Annotated in this window: 17 protein-coding genes; 4 read left to right on the top strand and 13 right to left on the bottom strand. The window is 56.6% G+C overall.

Annotated elements, in window-relative coordinates:
• Positions 1-8: 8 nt before the first annotated feature.
• Genes pelG through PTZ19_RS09790 form a run of 5 tightly spaced genes read right to left on the bottom strand, consistent with a single transcriptional unit; the run spans position 9 to position 9,473 of the window.
• On the bottom strand, positions 9-3,128 hold the full coding sequence (pelG, locus tag PTZ19_RS09810; protein WP_276354075.1) for an exopolysaccharide Pel transporter PelG: 3,120 nt from the start codon (positions 3,126-3,128) through the stop codon (positions 9-11).
• Between the two features lie 4 nt (positions 3,129-3,132).
• Positions 3,133-4,545: a GT4 family glycosyltransferase PelF gene (gene pelF, locus PTZ19_RS09805; protein WP_276354074.1), complete on the bottom strand. Its 1,413-nt coding sequence runs from the start codon at positions 4,543-4,545 to the stop codon at positions 3,133-3,135.
• A gap of 3 nt (positions 4,546-4,548) precedes the next feature.
• On the bottom strand, positions 4,549-6,390 hold the full coding sequence (locus PTZ19_RS09800) for a DUF2194 domain-containing protein (RefSeq protein WP_276354073.1): 1,842 nt from the start codon (positions 6,388-6,390) through the stop codon (positions 4,549-4,551).
• Complete coding sequence (locus tag PTZ19_RS09795) at positions 6,368-7,279, bottom strand: tetratricopeptide repeat protein (RefSeq protein WP_276354071.1); 912 nt, start codon at positions 7,277-7,279, stop codon at positions 6,368-6,370. Before PTZ19_RS09795 ends, PTZ19_RS09800 begins: the two co-directional genes overlap by 23 nt.
• Positions 7,269-9,473 (bottom strand): NAD-dependent epimerase/dehydratase family protein, encoded by a 2,205-nt coding sequence (locus PTZ19_RS09790; protein WP_276354070.1) that lies wholly within the window; start codon positions 9,471-9,473, stop codon positions 7,269-7,271. The genes PTZ19_RS09795 and PTZ19_RS09790 overlap by 11 nt, the downstream gene beginning before the upstream one ends.
• Positions 9,474-9,688: 215 nt before the next feature.
• Between PTZ19_RS09790 and PTZ19_RS09785 the strand changes: the two genes are divergently transcribed.
• The gene (locus tag PTZ19_RS09785; RefSeq protein ID WP_276354068.1) at positions 9,689-11,086 is read left to right on the top strand and encodes a DUF4832 domain-containing protein; all 1,398 of its coding nucleotides are present in this window, start codon (positions 9,689-9,691) and stop codon (positions 11,084-11,086) included.
• A gap of 20 nt (positions 11,087-11,106) precedes the next feature.
• Here PTZ19_RS09785 and PTZ19_RS09780 read toward each other — a convergent pair whose 3' ends face one another.
• From PTZ19_RS09780 to PTZ19_RS09770, 3 genes are read right to left on the bottom strand one after another with little or no spacing between them, the layout of a single operon-like run.
• Positions 11,107-12,003, bottom strand: coding sequence for an alpha/beta fold hydrolase (locus tag PTZ19_RS09780; protein ID WP_276354067.1), 897 nt, complete (start codon positions 12,001-12,003; stop codon positions 11,107-11,109).
• Between the two features lie 29 nt (positions 12,004-12,032).
• A complete protein-coding gene (locus PTZ19_RS09775) occupies positions 12,033-12,449 on the bottom strand; it encodes a GtrA family protein (RefSeq protein ID WP_276354065.1) in 417 nt (138 codons plus the stop codon).
• Between the two features lie 22 nt (positions 12,450-12,471).
• Positions 12,472-12,756 carry a YuiB family protein gene (locus PTZ19_RS09770; protein WP_339329319.1) on the bottom strand — a complete coding sequence of 95 codons (285 nt, stop codon included), beginning with the start codon at positions 12,754-12,756 and terminating at the stop codon, positions 12,472-12,474.
• A gap of 152 nt (positions 12,757-12,908) precedes the next feature.
• On the opposite strand from PTZ19_RS09770, the gene hemQ reads away from it, so the two are divergent.
• Positions 12,909-13,655, top strand: coding sequence for a hydrogen peroxide-dependent heme synthase (gene hemQ, locus PTZ19_RS09765; protein ID WP_276354062.1), 747 nt, complete (start codon positions 12,909-12,911; stop codon positions 13,653-13,655).
• Positions 13,656-13,729: 74 nt separating this feature from the next.
• Here hemQ and PTZ19_RS09760 read toward each other — a convergent pair whose 3' ends face one another.
• Together PTZ19_RS09760 and PTZ19_RS09755 are read right to left on the bottom strand one after the other, a co-directional pair.
• Positions 13,730-14,011, bottom strand: coding sequence for a hypothetical protein (locus tag PTZ19_RS09760; RefSeq protein WP_276354061.1), 282 nt, complete (start codon positions 14,009-14,011; stop codon positions 13,730-13,732).
• Positions 14,011-15,204 (bottom strand): NAD(P)/FAD-dependent oxidoreductase, encoded by a 1,194-nt coding sequence (locus tag PTZ19_RS09755; protein ID WP_276354060.1) that lies wholly within the window; start codon positions 15,202-15,204, stop codon positions 14,011-14,013. The genes PTZ19_RS09760 and PTZ19_RS09755 overlap by 1 nt, the downstream gene beginning before the upstream one ends.
• Before the next feature lie 254 nt (positions 15,205-15,458).
• Between PTZ19_RS09755 and PTZ19_RS09750 the strand changes: the two genes are divergently transcribed.
• Entirely contained in the window at positions 15,459-16,454 is a 996-nt protein-coding gene (locus PTZ19_RS09750) for an NAD(P)/FAD-dependent oxidoreductase (protein WP_276354059.1), read from the top strand.
• Between the two features lie 317 nt (positions 16,455-16,771).
• Here the strand turns inward: PTZ19_RS09750 and sda are convergent, their stop codons facing one another.
• Both sda and PTZ19_RS09740 read right to left on the bottom strand, forming a co-directional pair.
• Complete coding sequence (gene sda / locus PTZ19_RS09745; RefSeq protein ID WP_276354058.1) at positions 16,772-16,915, bottom strand: sporulation histidine kinase inhibitor Sda; 144 nt, start codon at positions 16,913-16,915, stop codon at positions 16,772-16,774.
• 281 nt (positions 16,916-17,196) lie between these two features.
• Positions 17,197-17,868 (bottom strand): YheC/YheD family protein, encoded by a 672-nt coding sequence (locus PTZ19_RS09740; protein ID WP_276354057.1) that lies wholly within the window; start codon positions 17,866-17,868, stop codon positions 17,197-17,199.
• 112 nt (positions 17,869-17,980) lie between these two features.
• Here PTZ19_RS09740 and PTZ19_RS09735 point away from each other — a divergent pair, with 112 nt between their 5' ends.
• Positions 17,981-18,436 (top strand): DUF5946 family protein, encoded by a 456-nt coding sequence (locus PTZ19_RS09735; RefSeq protein WP_276354056.1) that lies wholly within the window; start codon positions 17,981-17,983, stop codon positions 18,434-18,436.
• Between the two features lie 90 nt (positions 18,437-18,526).
• Here the strand turns inward: PTZ19_RS09735 and PTZ19_RS09730 are convergent, their stop codons facing one another.
• Positions 18,527-18,886, bottom strand: coding sequence for a HesB/IscA family protein (locus PTZ19_RS09730; protein WP_276354311.1), 360 nt, complete (start codon positions 18,884-18,886; stop codon positions 18,527-18,529).
• Between the last annotated feature and the right edge of the window lie 98 nt (positions 18,887-18,984).

The raw sequence follows: 18,984 nt of genomic DNA, 5'->3' as shown, positions 1-18,984 counted from the left end.
AGAGAATGTCATTTCACCTCGATTTTCCGGATTCCATAGTGCGGTTCCCCTTCATCATCGATCAATTGATCGAAAGACTGCTGCTCATGGCCTTGAGAGTCTCGGACGACGACTTTCCAATAATACGTGCCGGGCGTCAATCCGCCGATATCATACGAAGTGCCTTTCAGGTTTTGTTTCTCCTGCACGATACGTGTGAATCCCGGATCCTTGGCCAAGGACCAGTCATAGGACAGTTCGTCTTTTTGAAGGTCAAAGGACGGATCCCACACGAAATGACCGGTGTTGCCGGACTGAACAAATTCCCCCATGAAAAACGGCTTCGGCCGTTGCAGATCTTCGTTAAACCTTTCGATGGATCGAAGCGGCACCTTGGAAAGCTCCGCATAATCTTGATACAGGCGATCCACCGAATCCGGAAGGAAGCTCCGGTCCGGCTTCGAATCGAGATACGGCTCAACGATTCTTCGGTAATCCGCTATTTTCGTTTCGAGCGAGCCGTTAAAAGTCGAATCGTAAAGCTCGTCAATCTTGTTTTTCAGTAGATCGACATGTTCTTGCGTACGGAAAAACCGATTCGCGAGAACGCTGCCCCAATAATTGCTGATTCCGCTGGCATATGGGCTGATGCTTCCGAGGTTTCGCTGAAGTTCCCAGCCTCCGTCATAATCCCAAGGAAGGAAATACCATTTATCGGAATTAAGCGGGGAGTATAACAGAAAATTGGAAGCGTTGGTGTCCATGTTGTCCATGAGAATGTTGGCAGCCATCCACGTCAAATAATTGTCCAGATCGAAGTGTTTTTGCATGACATCGTCGATCGGGATGGACATATCGTTCAAGTCGTCCAGCATTTGAAGCAGCTTGCCGTGTTCTTCCCTGCCCCGTATTTCAAGACGCGTTTCAAATGCTGCAGGATCATATCCGGGATCGTTTTCCGACTTTAATTCGTCCGGATATCGATAAAATTCGAACATAATGGCTTTATATAACTGTCCGTTAGGGTCCAGCCAATGCGTTTTCAAAAAATTTTTATTCGGCTGCTCGACGTGCGTGAACAAACCGTAATCTTCAAACCCTCTATCCATTCCTTTTTCCGACAAATCCCGAACGTAGACGTGAACGAACTGCGTTCGCAAACTGCCGATATCCGGCAAAGTCTCGAAGAGATCGAAGCTCAATTTGTTGCGGATTCGAGTTGGATCGTAAATATGTTTGTTCAGATTGATTATTTTCTGGTCGTTCCAGAGTCCGGCACTGTCGTACAACTTGATGTTGTAAGACCGTTGGGACGCGTACCGGGACGTATTGCCCCGCAGCGAGATCGTGGCATTCGCCTTCGTCGCGCCGAACTGGAACAATCCGGGCTGCGGTCCTTTGCCGCCCGGCGCCCCCTCCTGCGCAATGACCGGTAGTTCCCCTTCCTCCATTTTGCTTTGGATGCGATTCATCGCGTACCAGGTAACCGGATCGATGTCGTCTTCATCTCCGTCGCCGTCTTTGCCCGAGAGGACAGTCAAGTACAAGGTGTCGACGGACAAATCGTCGTCCCGTTCGTATATGCGCTTGTCTTCCACAAAATGGTTCGTGTCGGTGACCGAGGGAGCGGAAGACAGATCCACCGGGACGGAAGCTTCCGGCTCTTGACCGCTCGTGCAGGCAGAAAGCAGCACCAGCCCCAGCATCATGACCGCGGCGGCGCCTTTCTTGCCGAACCGCCTTCTCCAGAACGGCTTCTTCTCCACGACCACGAGAGGCTGCGCGCAGAACGTGTAGTAATCGATATTCCGCACGTAAAGGCGAAGCCGGACCAAGGCAACGACCAGCGCGATGAAAGACGCGATGAACATGCCGAGGCCGTGCTGCCCGTGCCGCATCGTCCACAAGGTCAGACCCGCGTTCAGCAAGACGAAACCTCCGCTGATCCAGGCAACGCCGCGGCGGTCGTCGAAATAGAGCATGAGCAGCAGCAGGACGAAAGCGACGATAAAGGCGTAATACCCCAGGACCAGGATTTTGAAAATGTCCAGCTGTTCCATCGTCAGCCCGATCGCGGGAAGCGCCTTGATGCCGACCGCGAGCGAGACGACCGTGAACAGGAGCTGCACTTCCATGACGAAGCTGACTTCCTGCATCAGCGTGCGCTGCATCTCCTGCTTGGCTCTCGTGATTTCCTGCAGCGTTCCGCTGCTGATGATCTTCGTATAATAGTCGCGGAATTTGTCATAGAACGAGGTTTCCACGGACACGACGAACGTCACCAGCGTCGGAACGACCGACAAATACGCGTAAAAAACCGGAAGATCGTAATAGGAGGAAATCCGGTAGGCGGAAGCGACGCTTTCCCCGAAATCGGGCGAGAACCAATAAACGAAGCTGTGGACGTACACGCCGGCATACAGGAACGTTCCGATCAGAAGCAGGGACGGATATTTATTCAAATAAGAGAGGAAGCTCCAATACAGCCGGCTGCTGCGGGGGGGAAAGAAACCCGCGAAATGCCTGGCGGTCAGCCCCACGATGATCAGAAGTCCCAGATCGATCCAGCAGACGGCCGACAGCGCGTTGTCGTACGGCGTGAAGCGAAACCACGCCCACGTGCCGACGATGGCGAAACCCGCGCCGAACGAGAAGTTCCGCACGATCCGTTTATAATCTTTCAGCGCAGAGAGATGCACCGACTGGATCCAGACCACGATCAGCTCGGCAAACAGCAGGTAAGCTGCGGCTTTAAAAGCGGATCCGGCTTGGACATGGCGCAGAAACAGCCAGGCCGCAACCGCGCCGATTGGCAGGCATACGCCGATCGCGCCGTAGTAAGACGAGAGCAGGTGCTCGTATTTTTTTTCGAACATGCGGTCCGATAGGAATCGGGTGAGCAGCATGGACAAGCCGCCCGTCACCAGCACGGAAAAAACGAAGGCGTAGACGACCGTAGCCAGAAACAATTCCCTATCCGGATAGGAGGCGCCGTTATGGGCGAGCAGCGTCTGCAGGAACAGAATCATCAGCATGCAGACGAACATCGGCCCGACGGTCGTCAGCGAAGAATAGGCATACGCCTTGAACGTATGGACGATTCCTTGGTCCCGGAACAGCTTTCTCAGTTCGAATCCGACCCCTGCCACTTTCCTATCCCCCCTCGCATTCCCGATACAACTGCCGATAAGACTCGATGAACGCTTCTTTCGTATACCGCCTGGAGACTCTTTCCCGGCCATTGCGGCCCATTTCATGGCGAAGCCGCTCGTTGCGGCTTAACTTGACGATGGAGGCCGCCATTTGCTCGTAGTGCATGACCGGCACGACATAACCGGCGGGCCCTATGTCGTCGTCCGGTCCTTCGAGCAGCTCCCGGCAGCTTCCGACGTCCGTCGTGACGCAAGGCAACCCGGACGCCATCGCTTCCAGGACGGCAAGCGGCTGCCCTTCGCTGATGCTGGAGAGCAAAACCATGTCCATGCGCTTCAAGTAGTCCTTCACGTCCACCTCGCCGGTGAAGACGATGCCGTCCACTTGCAGGCTTTCGGCCAATTGGCGGCATTCGCGTTCATATTCTTCGTTCTCGCTCACCGGTCCGATTATGTATAACTCAGCGTTCGGAACTTCGCGCCTCACGATCGCGAAGCTTTGAATCATCGTCTTGATGTCTTTGATCGGAACGACCCGGACGACCGCGCCGATCCGAAATGCTGCGGGGTCCCGCTCCTTCTGGATGTCGGCATATTCCGCCAAGTTGACTCCGTTGGGAATGATGGCGATTTTCCCGGGGTCGCAGCCGAGTTCGACTTCGATTTCCCGGTTGCGCCCGAATAGCGTGACGACGCGGTCGGCATACTGGTAAGCGCACTCCGATAACCGGTAGAAATATTGGATCCAAAGATCCTTGAAGTACCCTTTGACCCAGTCCGCCTTGATGATCTCTTCCTCCCGCTCCCGAGAGTAAATCCCGTGTTCCGTCAGAATGAGCGGCTTGCCATGCAATTGCTTGGCCAACCCTCCTACGACGCCGGCGTATCCGGTAGACACGCTGTGGTAGACGTCGGCTTCGGGCACCTCGTGCCGGATCGTCAGGAAAAGGGGCAGTATCATGGAACGGACCGTCCAGAACATTTCCGTAAACGGAACCAAGCTGTACTTTTCCCGGCACAGCTCCGTCAAGACGTCGAAGTAATCCTTGCTCATCAGGAAGTCGGCGGCTCTAGCAAATTTTTTCGTCCGCAGTAAATTGAATACTTCGGCCCAATCGACGCTTCCGCTCCCGCCCAACAAAGACCGGAAGGCGTCTCTCTGCGTGGCGGTCAGCCGGAATCGCCGTCCCCATTCGCCTTCTTCGCGCAGATAGGTGTCCAAAAACGTTTCCTTGATTTGCGTAACGTTAGCCGGCAGCTCGTAACGAAAAAGACCGCGTTGTTTTTCTTGGGCGCCGATCGTGAAGATGATGAACTCATGCTCCGGCAAACTCGCGATGAGCGAATGGATCCAACTGGACACCCCGCCCGTGATATAGGGATAGGAACCTTCCGCGATTAAGCAGATCCGCATGACTCATTCACCCAATTCCATGTTAAATTGCGATTGGACTGCCCGGATCAAATACGTCCCTTCATCGATCTTCCGTACATCGCAGCCTTGCAGTTTACCGAACTTCTTGTCCGTCCGCAAGACGAAATATTCCGGTCGGTTAAAGGGATCGATTGTGCCGTACAGCGTCTTTCCGCTCCGATGCCAGTCCACCTTGCTTGTGAGCACGTCCGACATGTCGAGGGCCGCTTCCGTCGCGGTCATGCTGCGAAGCCATGGATACGAGCTCTCGACGCGCTGGAGAATCCCCGAATATTGCTTGTACAACCGCTCCCAGTTCAGATACTGACTCCTCGCCGGATCTAGCAGATCATCGGGATGAAGGAAATGGGAGTACAAGCCGAGCGAGGTGAGCGCGTTCGCGTCCGCCCACCGGTCATAAGCACTATCCAAATAACCCGAAGATACCCTCGGCATTTCCAAAATTCCGTCGGATGCGATTTCGTACTCCTGAACGTAAGCCAATCCGGATGCGTCTTCCCCGTATAAGGAAGAAAGGACCGCCAGGTCGGGCCAACTCCGTTTCAACGCTTCTCGTCCTTCGGCGGAGAGCACGTTGGAAGGCGGCACGTAGGTGACCATATCATATTGGGGAAACGCACTGCGGAAGTAGGCGAGCGCCTCCCCTACCGATGCCGCCATCTCATCGACGCTTCCCCAAGCCTTGTAACCGAACTCCTCGGCAGTCGATTCGAGCGTCTGCAAGGATTGATGGTTGTACCCGTGCAGCCCGATCTCCCCCCCGCTTTTGATGACTTCCCTGCCGTAGGAAATCAATCCTTTCCTGTCCTGATCGCTGGGGTTCTCGAAAGGCGGTTCCACGCGGTCTTGATAGGATTCGATCAGTACAGCCGAATAACGAAAATCGTATTTTTTCGCGGCTTTGAGCATATCCGGCCACCAAACGCTATGGAAAAATGCCGGGATATCCATCCGATAATCATGGTAGATCTGCTCGTTCTTGCCTTGCGGGATCGGTGCCGGAAAATCATCGATAAACATGACCTTGGAGTTGAAAACCGGGTATACGAAGTCCGGGATCAGGAGACCGATACCACCCGCGATCAATCCTCGGCTCGTTTTTTCCTGCAGCATCGTTCCGTTGAATACCATGAATTTGCCTTTGCCGTACGCATGCTCCCATATTAAAGGCTGGCCGGCTGCGGTCGTTGCAAGCACCTTGCTGTTCGGTTCCAACTCCACCGCCATGAGCGAATTCGTGATGGAGGGATCGTCGATTTCAAAACCTTGACTTCCGATCAATATGGGAGAAGTCAGCTTAATACCCGGGATGTCCGTGATCGGGGAGCCTGAGTTGACGATTCCAAGCTTGCGATATAAGCGATAATATGAATCGTCCGCATCCACAGGCTGCGTCAAGAACATGTAACCGCCGTTCTCCACGTACTCACTTAGCCGATCGGGATCTCCAAGCTTGCCTAATGCCGGAGTCGAAGCGATGACCGCCTGGCAGCCCGCGGTTTGAAGAGGTTTTAAGGACAGATCGAACACGGCCGACGGTTTCTTCATGTACTGCAAAACTTTTTCCACGTTCGCTTCAATTTCTGCGCTGCCCTCGTTATCCGAATCGTAAGCCAGGCAGAAGGGGGATTCCGAGGAGACCAGCGTCTGGGGATCGACCCGACGGAACTTGTTTTCTTCTATCTGGCCGGCAAGTTTTTGGTTTACGCTGAACCGCAGCAGGTATTGAGAATGGGTAATTTGCACCGCCAAGGCAAGCAGCAGTACGCCGGAGAGAATCAAATAGATTTCCCGCCTGAAGTTATCCCTTCGCTTGCGTCTCACCCGAGCTCACCTCCAGCCAATATCTGACGATGGAGAGCGCTTGGTTGGACAACCGGATCGGGGCTTCCGTCATACGGATGACGGTGGAGCGAATCTGCTCGTAAGATCGCCGATTAAAGTAAACCTTGATCAGCATCAAATACGCTTCTTCCCGAAGCGGCAGCCGTTCCGCGAACCGGAGCGCGGTCGCTTCCGCGTCCGCCAGCAGCCGAAGGGAGATTTCCGCTTCGGCTTTCCCGATATAATAATCCGGCTCGTCCGGATTCAACCGGATCAACTGCCCCATGATTTCGACGTAAGTATAAAGATGCTTGAGCCTCGTCCGTTCGTCCAGGAAACCGCTCTTCAAATATTGGCTTAGCACTTCCGCATAAGACTGCAGCAGATGGGGGTCGTCCTTGTCCGTCTCGTAACGGACCGACAGCTCCTGGATCGCCAGCTGCAGCTTCCGCTTCACTTCCATGATCGCGCTGACCGCGTAATGGGACGTTTCGGAGTCTTCGTTGGCGACCGCCAGCTGCAGCACGTCCAAATACTCCAGCGAATCCTGTTTCAGCAAATCGATCATCACGCCGCGTCTCGTGGCACGGTCGTTGATGAACAGCGCTTCTTCCAGCGGAACGACGTTCATCTCTTTTTCCATCGATTCCGTGTCGTAAATCTGGGGCCGGTCGGACGGTTGAACGGAAATAAACTCGAAGTCGAAATCGTCTTCGCTCCGCCTGCCCGCCTTCCGTCCGGTGACGAACGGCGGAAGCAACAGCCCGGCCCCCGGCAGGAAAGCCGCAACCATCCATCGCAGCACGCCCTCTCTCCAATCGCGCCGGTAACGGATGCCTAGCCAAATCGCCAATGCGGCAGCGTAGGCCAAGTAAGCTTCAACCCACATAGGGCAGCTCCTCGTTCACGAACGCCATCTCGACCCCGGACTGGCTGAGGCGGCGGGCCACGAAATCGGCCTCTTCACGGGTGGAATTGGAGAGCAGCAGCAGAAGCTTGCCGTCGGGGGACAACCCTATATAATCCGTCTCCCTAAGCGAGCGGGAAATGACTCGGGAAAGCTCGGCGAAATCGTGGCCGGGGCGGGAATCGACCGGCGTCAGCAGCGCATACTCCACGCCGTGCCGGTCTCGGGCCAACCGTTTGCTGTCCAGGATTTCCTTGAACACTTCCGGCTTGAGAATCAAGGTGTCCTCCAGATAACGTTGGCTCGCCGTGGCCTCCACGTAGGACAGCGCGCGGGACAATGCGGAAGACACCAACTCGACCGTGACTTTGAACAGGTTTTGGTAATACAGCGTGAAGTTTTCGAACGGCATCCGATGCAGGGCGATCACGGCCAACACTTGGCCGCCGCTTTGGACGGGCGCCGCCAGCAGCGGCGTGCCGGGTTGCAGCCGCTTGTTGACGTACAGCTGTTTGTTCGTCAGCATCTCTTGGATGAAGGGGTATTCCTCCACCTTCAGGGACTTCGGCGCGTCGAAAGGTTCCCCGTTCGAACGGGCGGCGAGCCGCAAGTAACTTCCGTACTTGTTGACCGTGTAGATCGTTACGCTGTCCGACTTCAAGATCGACTCGACCACGCTGACCGTCGATGCCAAAATTTTTTCTGGCTCCAGACTCTCCAGGTTTTTGGTGACGGCGTAGATTTTTCCGAAGCTGTCCCCGTTATTCAGGATTTGCTGCTGCAGCTCCTCCTTGACCCGCCGCGTTTCCTGGTACACCCCATGGAGAAATTCGTACTTTTCCGCCCCATCCAGCAACTGGCTTTTCAAAGAGGAAATGAGCGCGAGCTTCCGTTCGACCGTATAGCCGACGACGAGTCCGATGAACAAATAGATGGCGATCTGGAAGAAATATTCCGTGTCGTACATCAGGGAGATCAGTTCCCGCCCGTTGTTGAGCTGCTCCCACGTGAACAAGGCGGACGACAGGATAACGGCCGTAATGGCTTGCCGGTTGCCGTGAACCATGCCCAGAATCAAAATGTAAAAGAGCTTGAAATCGAGAAATTCGTAGGAAGAATCGGCAAAGGCCCCGGAGAGATAGACGGTGATCGCGAACAGTCCGAGATTTTCCGCGTAGGGCAGGCATTTATGCAGCCATTGGCGGAATCGGGACGGCGGTCTTTTCTTCTTCTCTTCGGCGGCTTCTTCGCGATCGGCGGCAGCCTGCCGCTGCGCTGTCCACTCGTAGGTCAAGGCCAGCCCTTCGGCCAACTCGTATCGAGGCGCCCAGTCCAAGTCCCGGCGGATCGCGCGGTTATCGAGCAGCGACTTCTCGATATCGCCTTGCCTTTTCTCTTTGCGCTGCACGGTCAACGGCCCATGGAGCCGCTCCAGGCAACTGATCAAATCGTTAACGCTGGATGCTTGCCCGGTAGAAAGATTGTAAATCCCCGTCAACGTGCTGGAAGCGGCCCGGAAAATCGCGTCCGCTACGTCGCGGACGTAGATGAAATCCCGGAATTGGGTACCGTCCCCGTAAACGGGCAGCGGTTTGCCGGACATCGCGTTTTCCAGGAAAACGGAGACGACGCCCCCTTCCCCCGAGCTTTGCTGGCGGGGACCGTACACGTTGGAAAACCGAAGGCATAGCGTTTCCAAACCATAGAGCTCCTGCCATTTGCGGCAGTACCGTTCCCCGACCCATTTGCTGATTCCATAGGGGGATACGGGCTCGCATGCTTCCTGCTCGGTTAAGGGAAAACGCTCGTTCATGCCGTACACGGCGGCCGAGGAGGCCATGATGAATTTCCGGACCCCGTATTTGCGGGACAGATTCAGCATCTGGGTCAGCCCGAGCACGTTCGTTCGGGTATCCAGCCCGGGATCCTCGACGGAAGCTGCGACGCTGACCTGCGCGGCCAAATGGACGACGACTTCGAAACGGCCGTTCCGGAACAATTCCTCGCAGTTCGGGTCTTCGATCGATAGTATGTATTTGTGGTGTTTAAAATCGATATGGTCCGGATTGCCCGTGGAAAGATCGTCGAGGATCGAAACCTCGCAGCCTTCTTGATAGAACCTTTCCGCGACGAAAGAGCCGATAAAGCCGTATCCTCCGGTGATTAAGACTCTCATGGTTCACCTCAGTCCCCCGATTCTCCGGGAAACAAATGATCGACAAATCCGTGCCGTCCGTAATAAAATCCAACTATCGCAAATCAGCGATATTATGTCATAGAAGGCTAAACAAATTCTAAACATAAGCGCCGAAAGTAGTCTATCGGAACTATTTTCCAATCCGCGTCTAGTGAAATAGGACTATTACATCGTCACGACAGGAGGCAAGTCCAATGCGGCATACCAGAAAATTCCTCACCGCAGCGTTCGCCGCGCTGACCATCGGAGGTTGTTTCGCCGCCCTGCACGTACAGGGCCAAGTACCGCCGGCCTCCGTTACATACGTCCCTGCCGAAAGCGACCGGCTGCTCGACAACCCGTATATAGGGTTCGTGGCCGACGCCCGCTACCCCCAAATCTCTCAGCCCGTTCGCCTGGCTTTCGCCAAAATGACCTGGCGGGAAATCGAACCCCGCAAAGGGGAGTTCGATTTCGCAGGCTTCGAGAAAGTGATCCATTTGGAAGAATGGAAAACGAAAAACGTCAAAATCATACTCCGCGTCGTACTCGACTATCCGGAGGACGAAGACCATCTGGATATTCCGGACTGGCTTTACGAGGAAATCCAGCATAAAGGAACGCATTACACGCTGGAATACGGCAAAGGATTCAGTCCCGACTACTCGAATCCCGTATTAATCCGGGAACACGAGTCGCTGATTCGCGCTTTGGCGGAACGATATAACGACGATCCGTCGATTGCGTTCGTCGAACTCGGAAGCGTCGGCCATTGGGGGGAATGGCACACCTGGGACGAAGAACCCGGTCTCATTCCTTTTCCCAAACGGGCCGTTGCGGACCAATACGTTCAAGCTTATATCCGGCATTTCAGCCATAAGCCGCTGCTCATGAGACGGCCGATGAACGTCGCTGCCAAGAACGGGATGGGGCTGTTCAACGACGCGTTCGGGAAAACCGATTCGACGGTAGACGGTTTCTGGCAATGGTACACCCAGGGGTATGAATCCTGGCTGACGGGGGAGCAAGAGCCGGCCATGCCGCAATTTTGGGTCAGTCGTCCCAGCGGCGGCGAATTCTCGGGTGCTCCCACCTATTTCAGCAGCGATAAAATCGACGAGACCATCCGTCAGGCGAAGCTGACCCATGTCTCTTGGATGGGACCCGACGCGCCGGTCGAGGAGCCGCCGGGCGGACCTCTGCAAGCCAACATCGACCGGTTTCTGAAAACGATCGGCTATCGATTCGCGGTCGCCTCCGACACGCACCCGGAGTCGGCCCGGGCGGGAGAGACGATCCCCATCGGGCTGAGCGTCGTCAATCGGGGGACGGCCCCCTTCTACTTTCCTTGGAAGATGGAGCTCTCTTTGTCCGATGCGGAAGGCCGGATCGCGGCGGCAACCGCGGCCCAGGCAGACATTCGGCAATGGCTGCCCGGCCGCACGGACTTCGAAGAACAATGGGCGCTTCCGGAGACGCTCGCTCCCGGTACATACCGCCTGAATATCGCCATTCTCGATCCCGAAACGGGCCTGCCGGGAATCGAGTTCGCCATGGATGGGGGCCGTTCCGACGGCCGTTATCCGCTCGGCAGCATCCGAATCGACGAATAAAACCTCCGTGCCGCGGGTTCTTACCGCCGCGCGGAGGGGAGGTCGGTATCCGCCGGAAAATCGGGATCCGGCATATACCGTCCGGCATCGGCCAGCGGCGGATCGGCGGCCTGATCTTCCGAAAGCCCCTCTGCTTCCGGCTCCCTTCCCTCAAGCGCGTACAGCCAACCCCGGATCAGCGCTCCGGCTTCATCTCCGCCATAGGTCGGAAGCGTGTGCTTGCGTCCCGGCAGAAACGCCGTCGAATCGTTCCGCAGCCCTTGCTGCAGGGTCCGGGCGTGCCGGAGCGATTCCGCGTCGCGCTCCCCGCATAGCAGCAGCACGGGTTGGTCGATGTAGGGCAGGCGCGAAACGGCGGAGTAGGCCATGGCGCTCTCCATGTACTCCCGCCATTTCCCGATATCGCCATGCAGCGTCTCGCCCCGCAGCCGTCGATACGTGTAGATGTTGTCGGAATTGGACCACAGCTGCGGGAACACGAGAAAATCCCGGGCGCCGACTCTGCCGGCGAAACCGCCCATTTTCAGCTTGGTCCGCGTTCTCCACCCTTCCGCTTCCGCCATTCCGCTCATCAGCGCCGCTCCCCGGAAACGGTTCGGATGCGTCAGCAGCGCCTCCAGAGCGACCATCGAAGCGACGGAATACGATATCAGATACGCGTTTGGCACGTCCAAAGCATCCATTAAACGGCAAGTGTCCTCGACCAGCAGCGGAATCGTCACTTTGGCCGGCGCGGTCCCGCTTTGCCCATGTCCGCGGAAATCGAAGCGGATCGTCCGGAAATCGCGCGACAGGTCGTTGTGCAAATAGGTAAACACCCGGCTACCGATGCAAGCCGGGTGCAGAAAGACGATCGGCGTTCCGCTTCCTTGCGCGTGGTAATGAAGCTGGACGCCATTCACCTCGGTTCGGGGCATGGGAATCACCTCTTCGCTGGAATTCCCCTCTATTGTGCCCCTTGCCGATCCTTTTCCATCCGAAACACCCATAGCCGGGTACCGGCGTAATTGACGGCCATGGCGGCCAGTACCGAAACCAATTTGGCCGCGTACGCCGGCCAGCCTGCCCCGTCCAACAGCCCGATCAGAACCGCCGTGGCGGCGCCGAACGAAGCCCCGTTCACCAGGAGAAAGCGGAGAATTTCCCCGAACCCCCCGCGTGCCGCCCCGCGGAACGTCCAAATCCGGTTGAGCGCATAGCTGTTCGCCACGCCGCAGCAATAGGATATGACCTGCGCCAAGGCCGAGTTCAGCCCGAGTCCGTACACCAAAACGATAAAAACGGCGAAATCCACACCGGTATTCAAGACACCGACCAGCGCGAACTTCGCCATCCGGATATGTTCCTTGCCGAGCTTCCACATGCGCTAGGCTCCTCTCCAGGCGTCAAAACATCTTGTAGCCGCCTTTGCGCAGCTTGCGGATCGCCCAGCCGCTGACCAGCGCGCCGGCCGTGCTGGACAGGATCGAGGGCAGCCATACCGCCAGGAACGACCCCAGCGTGAGTCCCGGTTCCCAATAATGCCAGATGCCCAGCGGGATGAAAATGATCACCCACAGCCAAGTCGGCAGCCAAGTCGTTTTTATGAGCATGTTCAAAATGAAGCCGATGCCGAACAGCAGCACGAAAAACAGCAGGGCACCGACGATTTCCTGTAAGATTTCGAACACGGACGCGTTTACCTCCAGGCCTCATCTTCTTTCTACACCTAGTAGTGTACAAGATCGCTTTCTCGCCCGTCAAACGAACAGGATGTGAACATTGGCCGGAACTTTGGTACAATGGTAGCCGACAGGTCGCATTGGACAAGGAGAGATGAGACATGAGCGAAGCCGCCCAAACGCTGGACGGATGGTACGCGCTGCACGATTTCCGCACGATCGATTGGGGGGCGTGGAAAGACGCTTCCCCGGAGGACCGGGAAGAAGCGCTGCACGGATTGCGGCAATTGGTCGCCGACTGGGAAGAGACGGAAGAACGGAAAGAAGGCAGCCTGGCCTTGTACGCCGTGGTCGGACAGAAAGCGGACCTGGCGTTCATGCACCTTCGGGAAACGCTGGAAGAGCTGAACGCGATCGAGAACGCGTTTAACCGTTCCGCCTTCGCCCGGTATACGAAAAAAGCCTACTCGTACGTCAGCGTCGTGGAACTGAGCAATTACATGGGCCAGCCGGGCGTCGACCCGATGCAGGTACCGGAAATCGCCGCCCGCCTGAAGCCGATTTTGCCGAAGACGAAGCACGTTTGCTTCTACCCGATGAATAAACGCCGGCTGCTCCAGGACAACTGGTACATGCTGCCGATGGAAGACCGCAAGGCGATGATGCGCAGCCACGGAATGATCGGCCGCAGCTATGCGGGCAAAGTGAAGCAAATCATCACCGGCTCGGTCGGTTTCGACGATTGGGAATGGGGAGTGACGCTGTTCTCCGACGACGCCCTCCAGTTCAAAAAGCTCGTGTACGAAATGCGCTTCGACGAGGTGAGCGCGCGGTACGGCGAGTTCGGCCCCTTCTACGTCGGCAACCGGCTGACCCGCGATGCGTTGTCGGAGCTGCTCAACGGCTGATCGACATGCGCACGCAATCAACCGAAAAACCGTGGCCAGGATCCCATCCGGATCCTGGCCACGGTTTTCTTCGTTTACTCGGCTTCGTCTTCCGACAGCTCGCGCATTTTGGCTTCCCATTCCGCGCGGCGCTGCTCCTCCAGAAACTCCTGCGTTTTCCGGTCCCGTTCCCTGCCTTTCTCCTTGAGCCGCTCGATGGCGGGAAGGATCAACCGATCGACCTCCGCCTGGATGACGGCGGACAAATCGTAGCGGGACTGGGATTCCAGGTAAGAGCCCACTTCCATCAGCGCGTTATACCGGTCCAATTCCTCGCGGGTCAACAACCCGCGGACCTGCACGCTGCAGTGTCTCATTACAGGAACTTGCCTTTGCGGAGCACCAGCGGGATGCCGCCGATAATGAACAAGTAGCGCAGGTCGACGATCTTCTTCAGCCAAGCGCCGGTGCGGCCTTTGTACTTGCGGCCGAACGCGACGCCGATGCCTTCGCCTTTGCCCAAGGAGGCGACGACGCCCTTGTTGTGGAACACGAACGGCTTCAGCGGCTGGTTGCGGATCGAAGCGACCAGGTTGTGGGCGCAGTTCATGCCGGCTTGCATCGCGATTTGCGCCGTCGGCGGGTACGGACGTCCTTCCGGATTGAACACGAGCGCGTTGTCGCCCAGGATGAAAATATTTTCGTGGCCCGGAGCGCGCATGAACTCGTCCACTTTGACGCGGCCGCGCATCGTTTCGAAGCCGGCTTCCTCGATCAGGCGGTTGCCGCGGATGCCTCCCGTCCAGACGACGGTTTGCGCTTTGATTTCTTCGCCTACGCCGACGACGACGCCGTCCGGCGTGCATTCCTTGATGGCGGTGCCGATCTTGAAGGTGACGCCTTTCTTGGTGAGCGTCTCCATCGCGTACTGGACGAGCTCCGGGTCGAAGCCCGGCAGCGCGGTAGGCGCGGCCTCGATGTTATAGATTTTCACGAGCGCCGGATCGACGTCGAACTGCTTGCACAGCTCCGGCACGCGGGTGGCCAGCTCGCCGACGAACTCGATGCCCGTGAAGCCGGCCCCGCCGACCACGAAAGTCAGGTAGTCCGTGCGGTGCGGCTCGCGTTTGAAACGGGCGAATTGATATTCGATATGCTCGCGGATGAGACGGACGGAGTTGATGCTGCGAATGCTCAGCGCGTTCTCGGCCAGCCCCGGGATGCCGAACGTTTCCGGCTCGCCGCCGAGACCGATGACCAGATAATCGTAGGAAAGCGTTCCGTCTTCCAGAATCACTTTGCGGTCTTGCGGACGGATTTGCACGACGGTCGATTTCACGAAATCGATCTTGAACTCGTCGATCAACTTCGAAATGTTGACGCGCGCGTTCTCCGGGTTGTCCGTGCCGGCCGCGGGCATGTGAAGATGCGTGGTGATGTAGTGGTAATCGTGCTTATTCACCAACGTAACGTCCGCTTCGTTATAATTCAATTCCTTCTGCAGCCGAAGCGAAGTCAGTACCCCGCCGTATCCGGCTCCGAGGATGACAATTTTCGGTATGCTGCTCATCGCAATCCCATCCAATCTCTGTTTGTGTTTTGTCTGTTTGTGAAAAATAACACAAAGTCCGTCGTCGGCCTTCGTCGAAACTCCCGGCCTATACATGGAGAATGATATCGACTTTTTTGCAAATTTTCAAGGTTGATTTTCACAATCTTGTTTGGACATCTCCACAAAATTTCCTTTCCCTGGGCGTTTTGAAAAGCTTATAATGTGGAAAATAGGAAGACAGCTTGCAAGCTGCACGGGAGGTGCGCACGAAGTTGACTTCAACACAACCCGCCACGACCGACGTGGCCATCATCGGCGGAGGTCCTGCCGGCATGTTCGCGGCTTTCTACGGCGGCATGCGGCAAATGTCCGTCACCATAATCGAAAGCATGCCCCAATTGGGCGGTCAACTGGCCGCGTTGTATCCCGAGAAATACATTTACGACGTCGCGGGATTTCCGAAAGTGACCGGCCAGGACCTGGTGAACAACCTGAAACGGCAGATGGAGCTGTTTCAAGCGGACATCCGCTTGGAAGAGAAAGTGCTCAAGGTCGAAAAAAAGGAAGAGCGCTTGTTTGAAATTGTCACCGATGCGGGCACAATCCATGCGCGCGCGGTGATTATTGCCGCCGGAGTCGGCGCGTTCGAGCCGAGAAAGCTGGAACTGCCGGAAGCGGCGCGTTACGAAAAAGCCAATCTGCATTATTTCGTAAGCGACCTGGAGAAGTTCCGCGGACGCAAGGTACTGATCTCGGGCGGCGGCGATTCCGCCGTCGACTGGGCGCTCATGCTGGAGCCGATCGCGGAGTCGGTGACGCTCGTCCACCGCCGCGATAAATTCCGGGCCCACGAGCACAGCGTGGAGCTCCTGCAGCGATCGAAGGTGAAGATCGTCACCCCGACCGAAATCACCGCGCTTTCGGGAGATTCGGCGATCGAGCGGGTGACGCTGACCGACGTGAAAACCGGCCAGACATCCGATCATGATGTGGACGACGTCATCGTAAACTTCGGCTTCGTAAGCTCGCTGGGTCCGATCTCAGAGTGGGGACTGGAGATCGAGGGCGGTTCCATCGTCGTGGATTCCCGGATGGAGACAAGCATACCGGGCATTTTCGCCTGCGGGGATATCTCCACTTATCCAGGGAAGCTCAAGCTGATCGCCGTCGGGTTCGGGGAAGCGCCGACCGCCGTCAACAACGCCAAAGTGTATATCGATCCGGAAGCGAAGCTGTCTCCGGGGCATAGCAGCAACATGAAACTGTAATTTCCGCAAGAAGGCTTCGAATTCAACGAAAACGGGGCATCCTACTTCAGGAATCCGGCTGAATCCGGAATTCGAAGGAGGTGCCCCGTTTTGCTGTGTCCGGTATGCAATGGAATGATCCCCCTGGAAGCTTCATGTCCGAATTGCGGTGCCCGAGCCGAAGACGAAGGTCGTCCGGAGGATTGGACCGGTCCCTACTCTCCCTACGAATTGACTCCGAGAATGGGATCCTCCGCGGAGGACGATGCCGTCTGCCCCCATCTGGCGAGCTGCCCCGAATGCGGACGCGATTTCCTCGTACAAGTCGTTGCGCTGCATCAGTGATGTTCCCGCGCTTCCGCAGAAGCCAGCCCGCGGCGCCGGATCTCCGTCCGGAGCAGCCGGATGAAATCCCTCTCCAGGCCGAGCCGGACGGCGTTCCGATAAGCGTCTAGCAACAGTTCGTCCGATAGGATAGGCAACATAACCCTCACCCTTTCCCCATATCATAGAATAGAGAAGTTCGTGAGGGCATCATAGCATGTCCTTCGCGGAACGGACAATCGCCCGGATATCCACAGCCGCATGTGGAGAAGCTGTGAGCAAAATGTTGATGAACATCCTCAACCCTTGTCGTAATGCCGGGGATATTGGGGATGAAGTTATTCACAACCTGTGGGTGAATGAAGGCCATAAAAAAGTTTCATTTCCATATGGGAGCCGATTAAAGTTTTGTATAGAAAATAATGTCAAATTTTCTGGGTTACTGCGGTCGAGTATTGACTTCCAAGATCCAAATCTGTCCCTTCCGGTCGATGCCGTAGTCGTAACCGAGCGCCCCGATGCCCGGAAAACGCCGCTCCAGCACGGCCGTGCAAAGTTTCGTCAAAACCCGCATCTCCCGTTTCTTGGCGGCGACCCGTCTTGGGGACAGAGATCTTCGCAAACCTTCCGCCGCCGTCAGCATCTGCCCGCCCTGGCAGAGATTCGTGACGAACAATCCCCTCCGGGCGACCCGGCCGACCAGCGCCCGAAACCTCCAAACGCCGTCCTGTTTCACGTATTTGACCCGATAGTCGATCGGACGGCCGTTCACCTGGGTGAGCCGGATCCCTTTCTGGATCAGATACGGTCTTCCCCTGCGGATCCGGTTCACTCTGCTCCGCACTGCTGCGAAAGAACGGTACACCGTTTTTTGCGCGCGGTAATCCAGCTGATAACCGCGGCGAACCTTGGCGACCCGGATCAGTCCGTAGCCTCCGCCTCCCCGTACCGGCTTCAACACCACCATCCCGTGCCGTTCCGTCATGCCGCGCAGCCGCCCTGCGTTATACGGCACCGTATGCGGAATATGTCCGGCAATTTGCCGGTGTCCCAGTAACGCCCGCGTTTTCAGCCATTTGTCGGCCAGCTGGCGTCCGTTCGCCTGTTCCATTCGGTGCCCTCCCAGATCTGATATACTTTATGTATACGTTTATCCTGGGACAGGTTCTTGGATGCATGACGCCGGTAAAACGCCCGATTCCGCGGATAGGAGGGATCTGCAAATGGCGAATGCCGATATCGCCGCGGTTATGAAAGAAGGCGCTTGCGTGGAATGCGGCGCACGTACGGCAGATGGACTCGCCTGCCACGATTTATTCGGCCGACTTCTGGCTTGGGAGCAAGACGACGCTGAGCTGGCCTCCCTGCATTATTGGAACGTCGCTTGTTACATGCTGCAACACCCCTCCAACTATACTGAAGAGGGATACGCCATGACAGCCGGCATTTTCCGCGAAGCTTACGATCGGAAATGGAATACGAGCGAAATCCTGGAGGCCACCCGAACGTTTATCGCGGACAAAGGAAAATTCAAGATCACGAACCCGCTGCCTTCCGGCGAGAGACGCAGACTGCCCAGGGAATGGTCCATGACCATCGAGGACATTTACCGCGGAGGCGAGCGGAATGCCGCGCAAAACGTGAAGGTATGGAGAAGCCGGGTCCGGAGAGAACTCTAACGCTCCCCGCCGGGCACAAAAAAGCCTCCTTCGCATCATTCTGAGAACCAGAATCATACGGAGGAGGCTTTCTAGAAGGTCCTGGCTGATTCAGCAAGTGTCCGGGTTCGGCTTGCCCGCGTCGGCGGCGGTGCGGAACGATTGGCCGCAGCCGCAGGTCGCGACGGCGTTCGGGTTGTGGATCGTGAAGCCGCCGCCCATGGCGGATTCCTTCCAGTCGATTTCCACGCCGTACAGGTACTTGGCGCTGTCCTCGTCTACCACGACCGTGAGCCCTTGCACCTGGAACACTTTATCGTTATCGTGTTTTTCGTCGTCGAAACCCATGCCGTACGAAAAACCGGTGCATCCGCCCTCTTTCACGCCGATGCGCAGGAACAAATCGGAAGACCCTTCGGCCGCCAGCATCTCTTGGATTTTGGATCCGGCGGATTCGCTGATGTTCACCATGCTCATGCTCCTAACCTCCTTGAGGCGTCCTCTGAACGCGCTGTTGCTCTTCCTTCAGTATACTTCACCTGCGCCTGCGCCTCAAGAATCGGTTGTCC

Source organism: Cohnella caldifontis (assembly GCF_029360585.1).
GTDB lineage: Bacteria > Bacillota > Bacilli > Paenibacillales > Paenibacillaceae > Cohnella > Cohnella caldifontis.
The sequence above is the reverse complement of the archived record's forward strand: the minus strand, read 5'-3'. Positions and strand labels throughout refer to the sequence as shown.

Coding starts and splice junctions, on each gene's coding strand:
- PTZ19_RS09760 (WP_276354061.1), bottom strand. CDS start 14,011: ATGAGACACTGCAGCGTGCAGGTCCGCGGGTTGTTGACCCGCGAGGAA.
- PTZ19_RS09785 (WP_276354068.1), top strand. CDS start 9,689: ATGCGGCATACCAGAAAATTCCTCACCGCAGCGTTCGCCGCGCTGACC.
- PTZ19_RS09755 (WP_276354060.1), bottom strand. CDS start 15,204: ATGAGCAGCATACCGAAAATTGTCATCCTCGGAGCCGGATACGGCGGG.
- PTZ19_RS09795 (WP_276354071.1), bottom strand. CDS start 7,279: ATGTGGGTTGAAGCTTACTTGGCCTACGCTGCCGCATTGGCGATTTGG.
- PTZ19_RS09790 (WP_276354070.1), bottom strand. CDS start 9,473: ATGAGAGTCTTAATCACCGGAGGATACGGCTTTATCGGCTCTTTCGTC.
- pelF (WP_276354074.1), bottom strand. CDS start 4,545: ATGCGGATCTGCTTAATCGCGGAAGGTTCCTATCCCTATATCACGGGC.
- PTZ19_RS09775 (WP_276354065.1), bottom strand. CDS start 12,449: ATGTGGAAGCTCGGCAAGGAACATATCCGGATGGCGAAGTTCGCGCTG.
- PTZ19_RS09730 (WP_276354311.1), bottom strand. CDS start 18,886: ATGGTGAACATCAGCGAATCCGCCGGATCCAAAATCCAAGAGATGCTG.
- hemQ (WP_276354062.1), top strand. CDS start 12,909: ATGAGCGAAGCCGCCCAAACGCTGGACGGATGGTACGCGCTGCACGAT.
- PTZ19_RS09780 (WP_276354067.1), bottom strand. CDS start 12,003: ATGCCCCGAACCGAGGTGAATGGCGTCCAGCTTCATTACCACGCGCAA.
- PTZ19_RS09740 (WP_276354057.1), bottom strand. CDS start 17,868: ATGGAACAGGCGAACGGACGCCAGCTGGCCGACAAATGGCTGAAAACG.
- PTZ19_RS09735 (WP_276354056.1), top strand. CDS start 17,981: ATGGCGAATGCCGATATCGCCGCGGTTATGAAAGAAGGCGCTTGCGTG.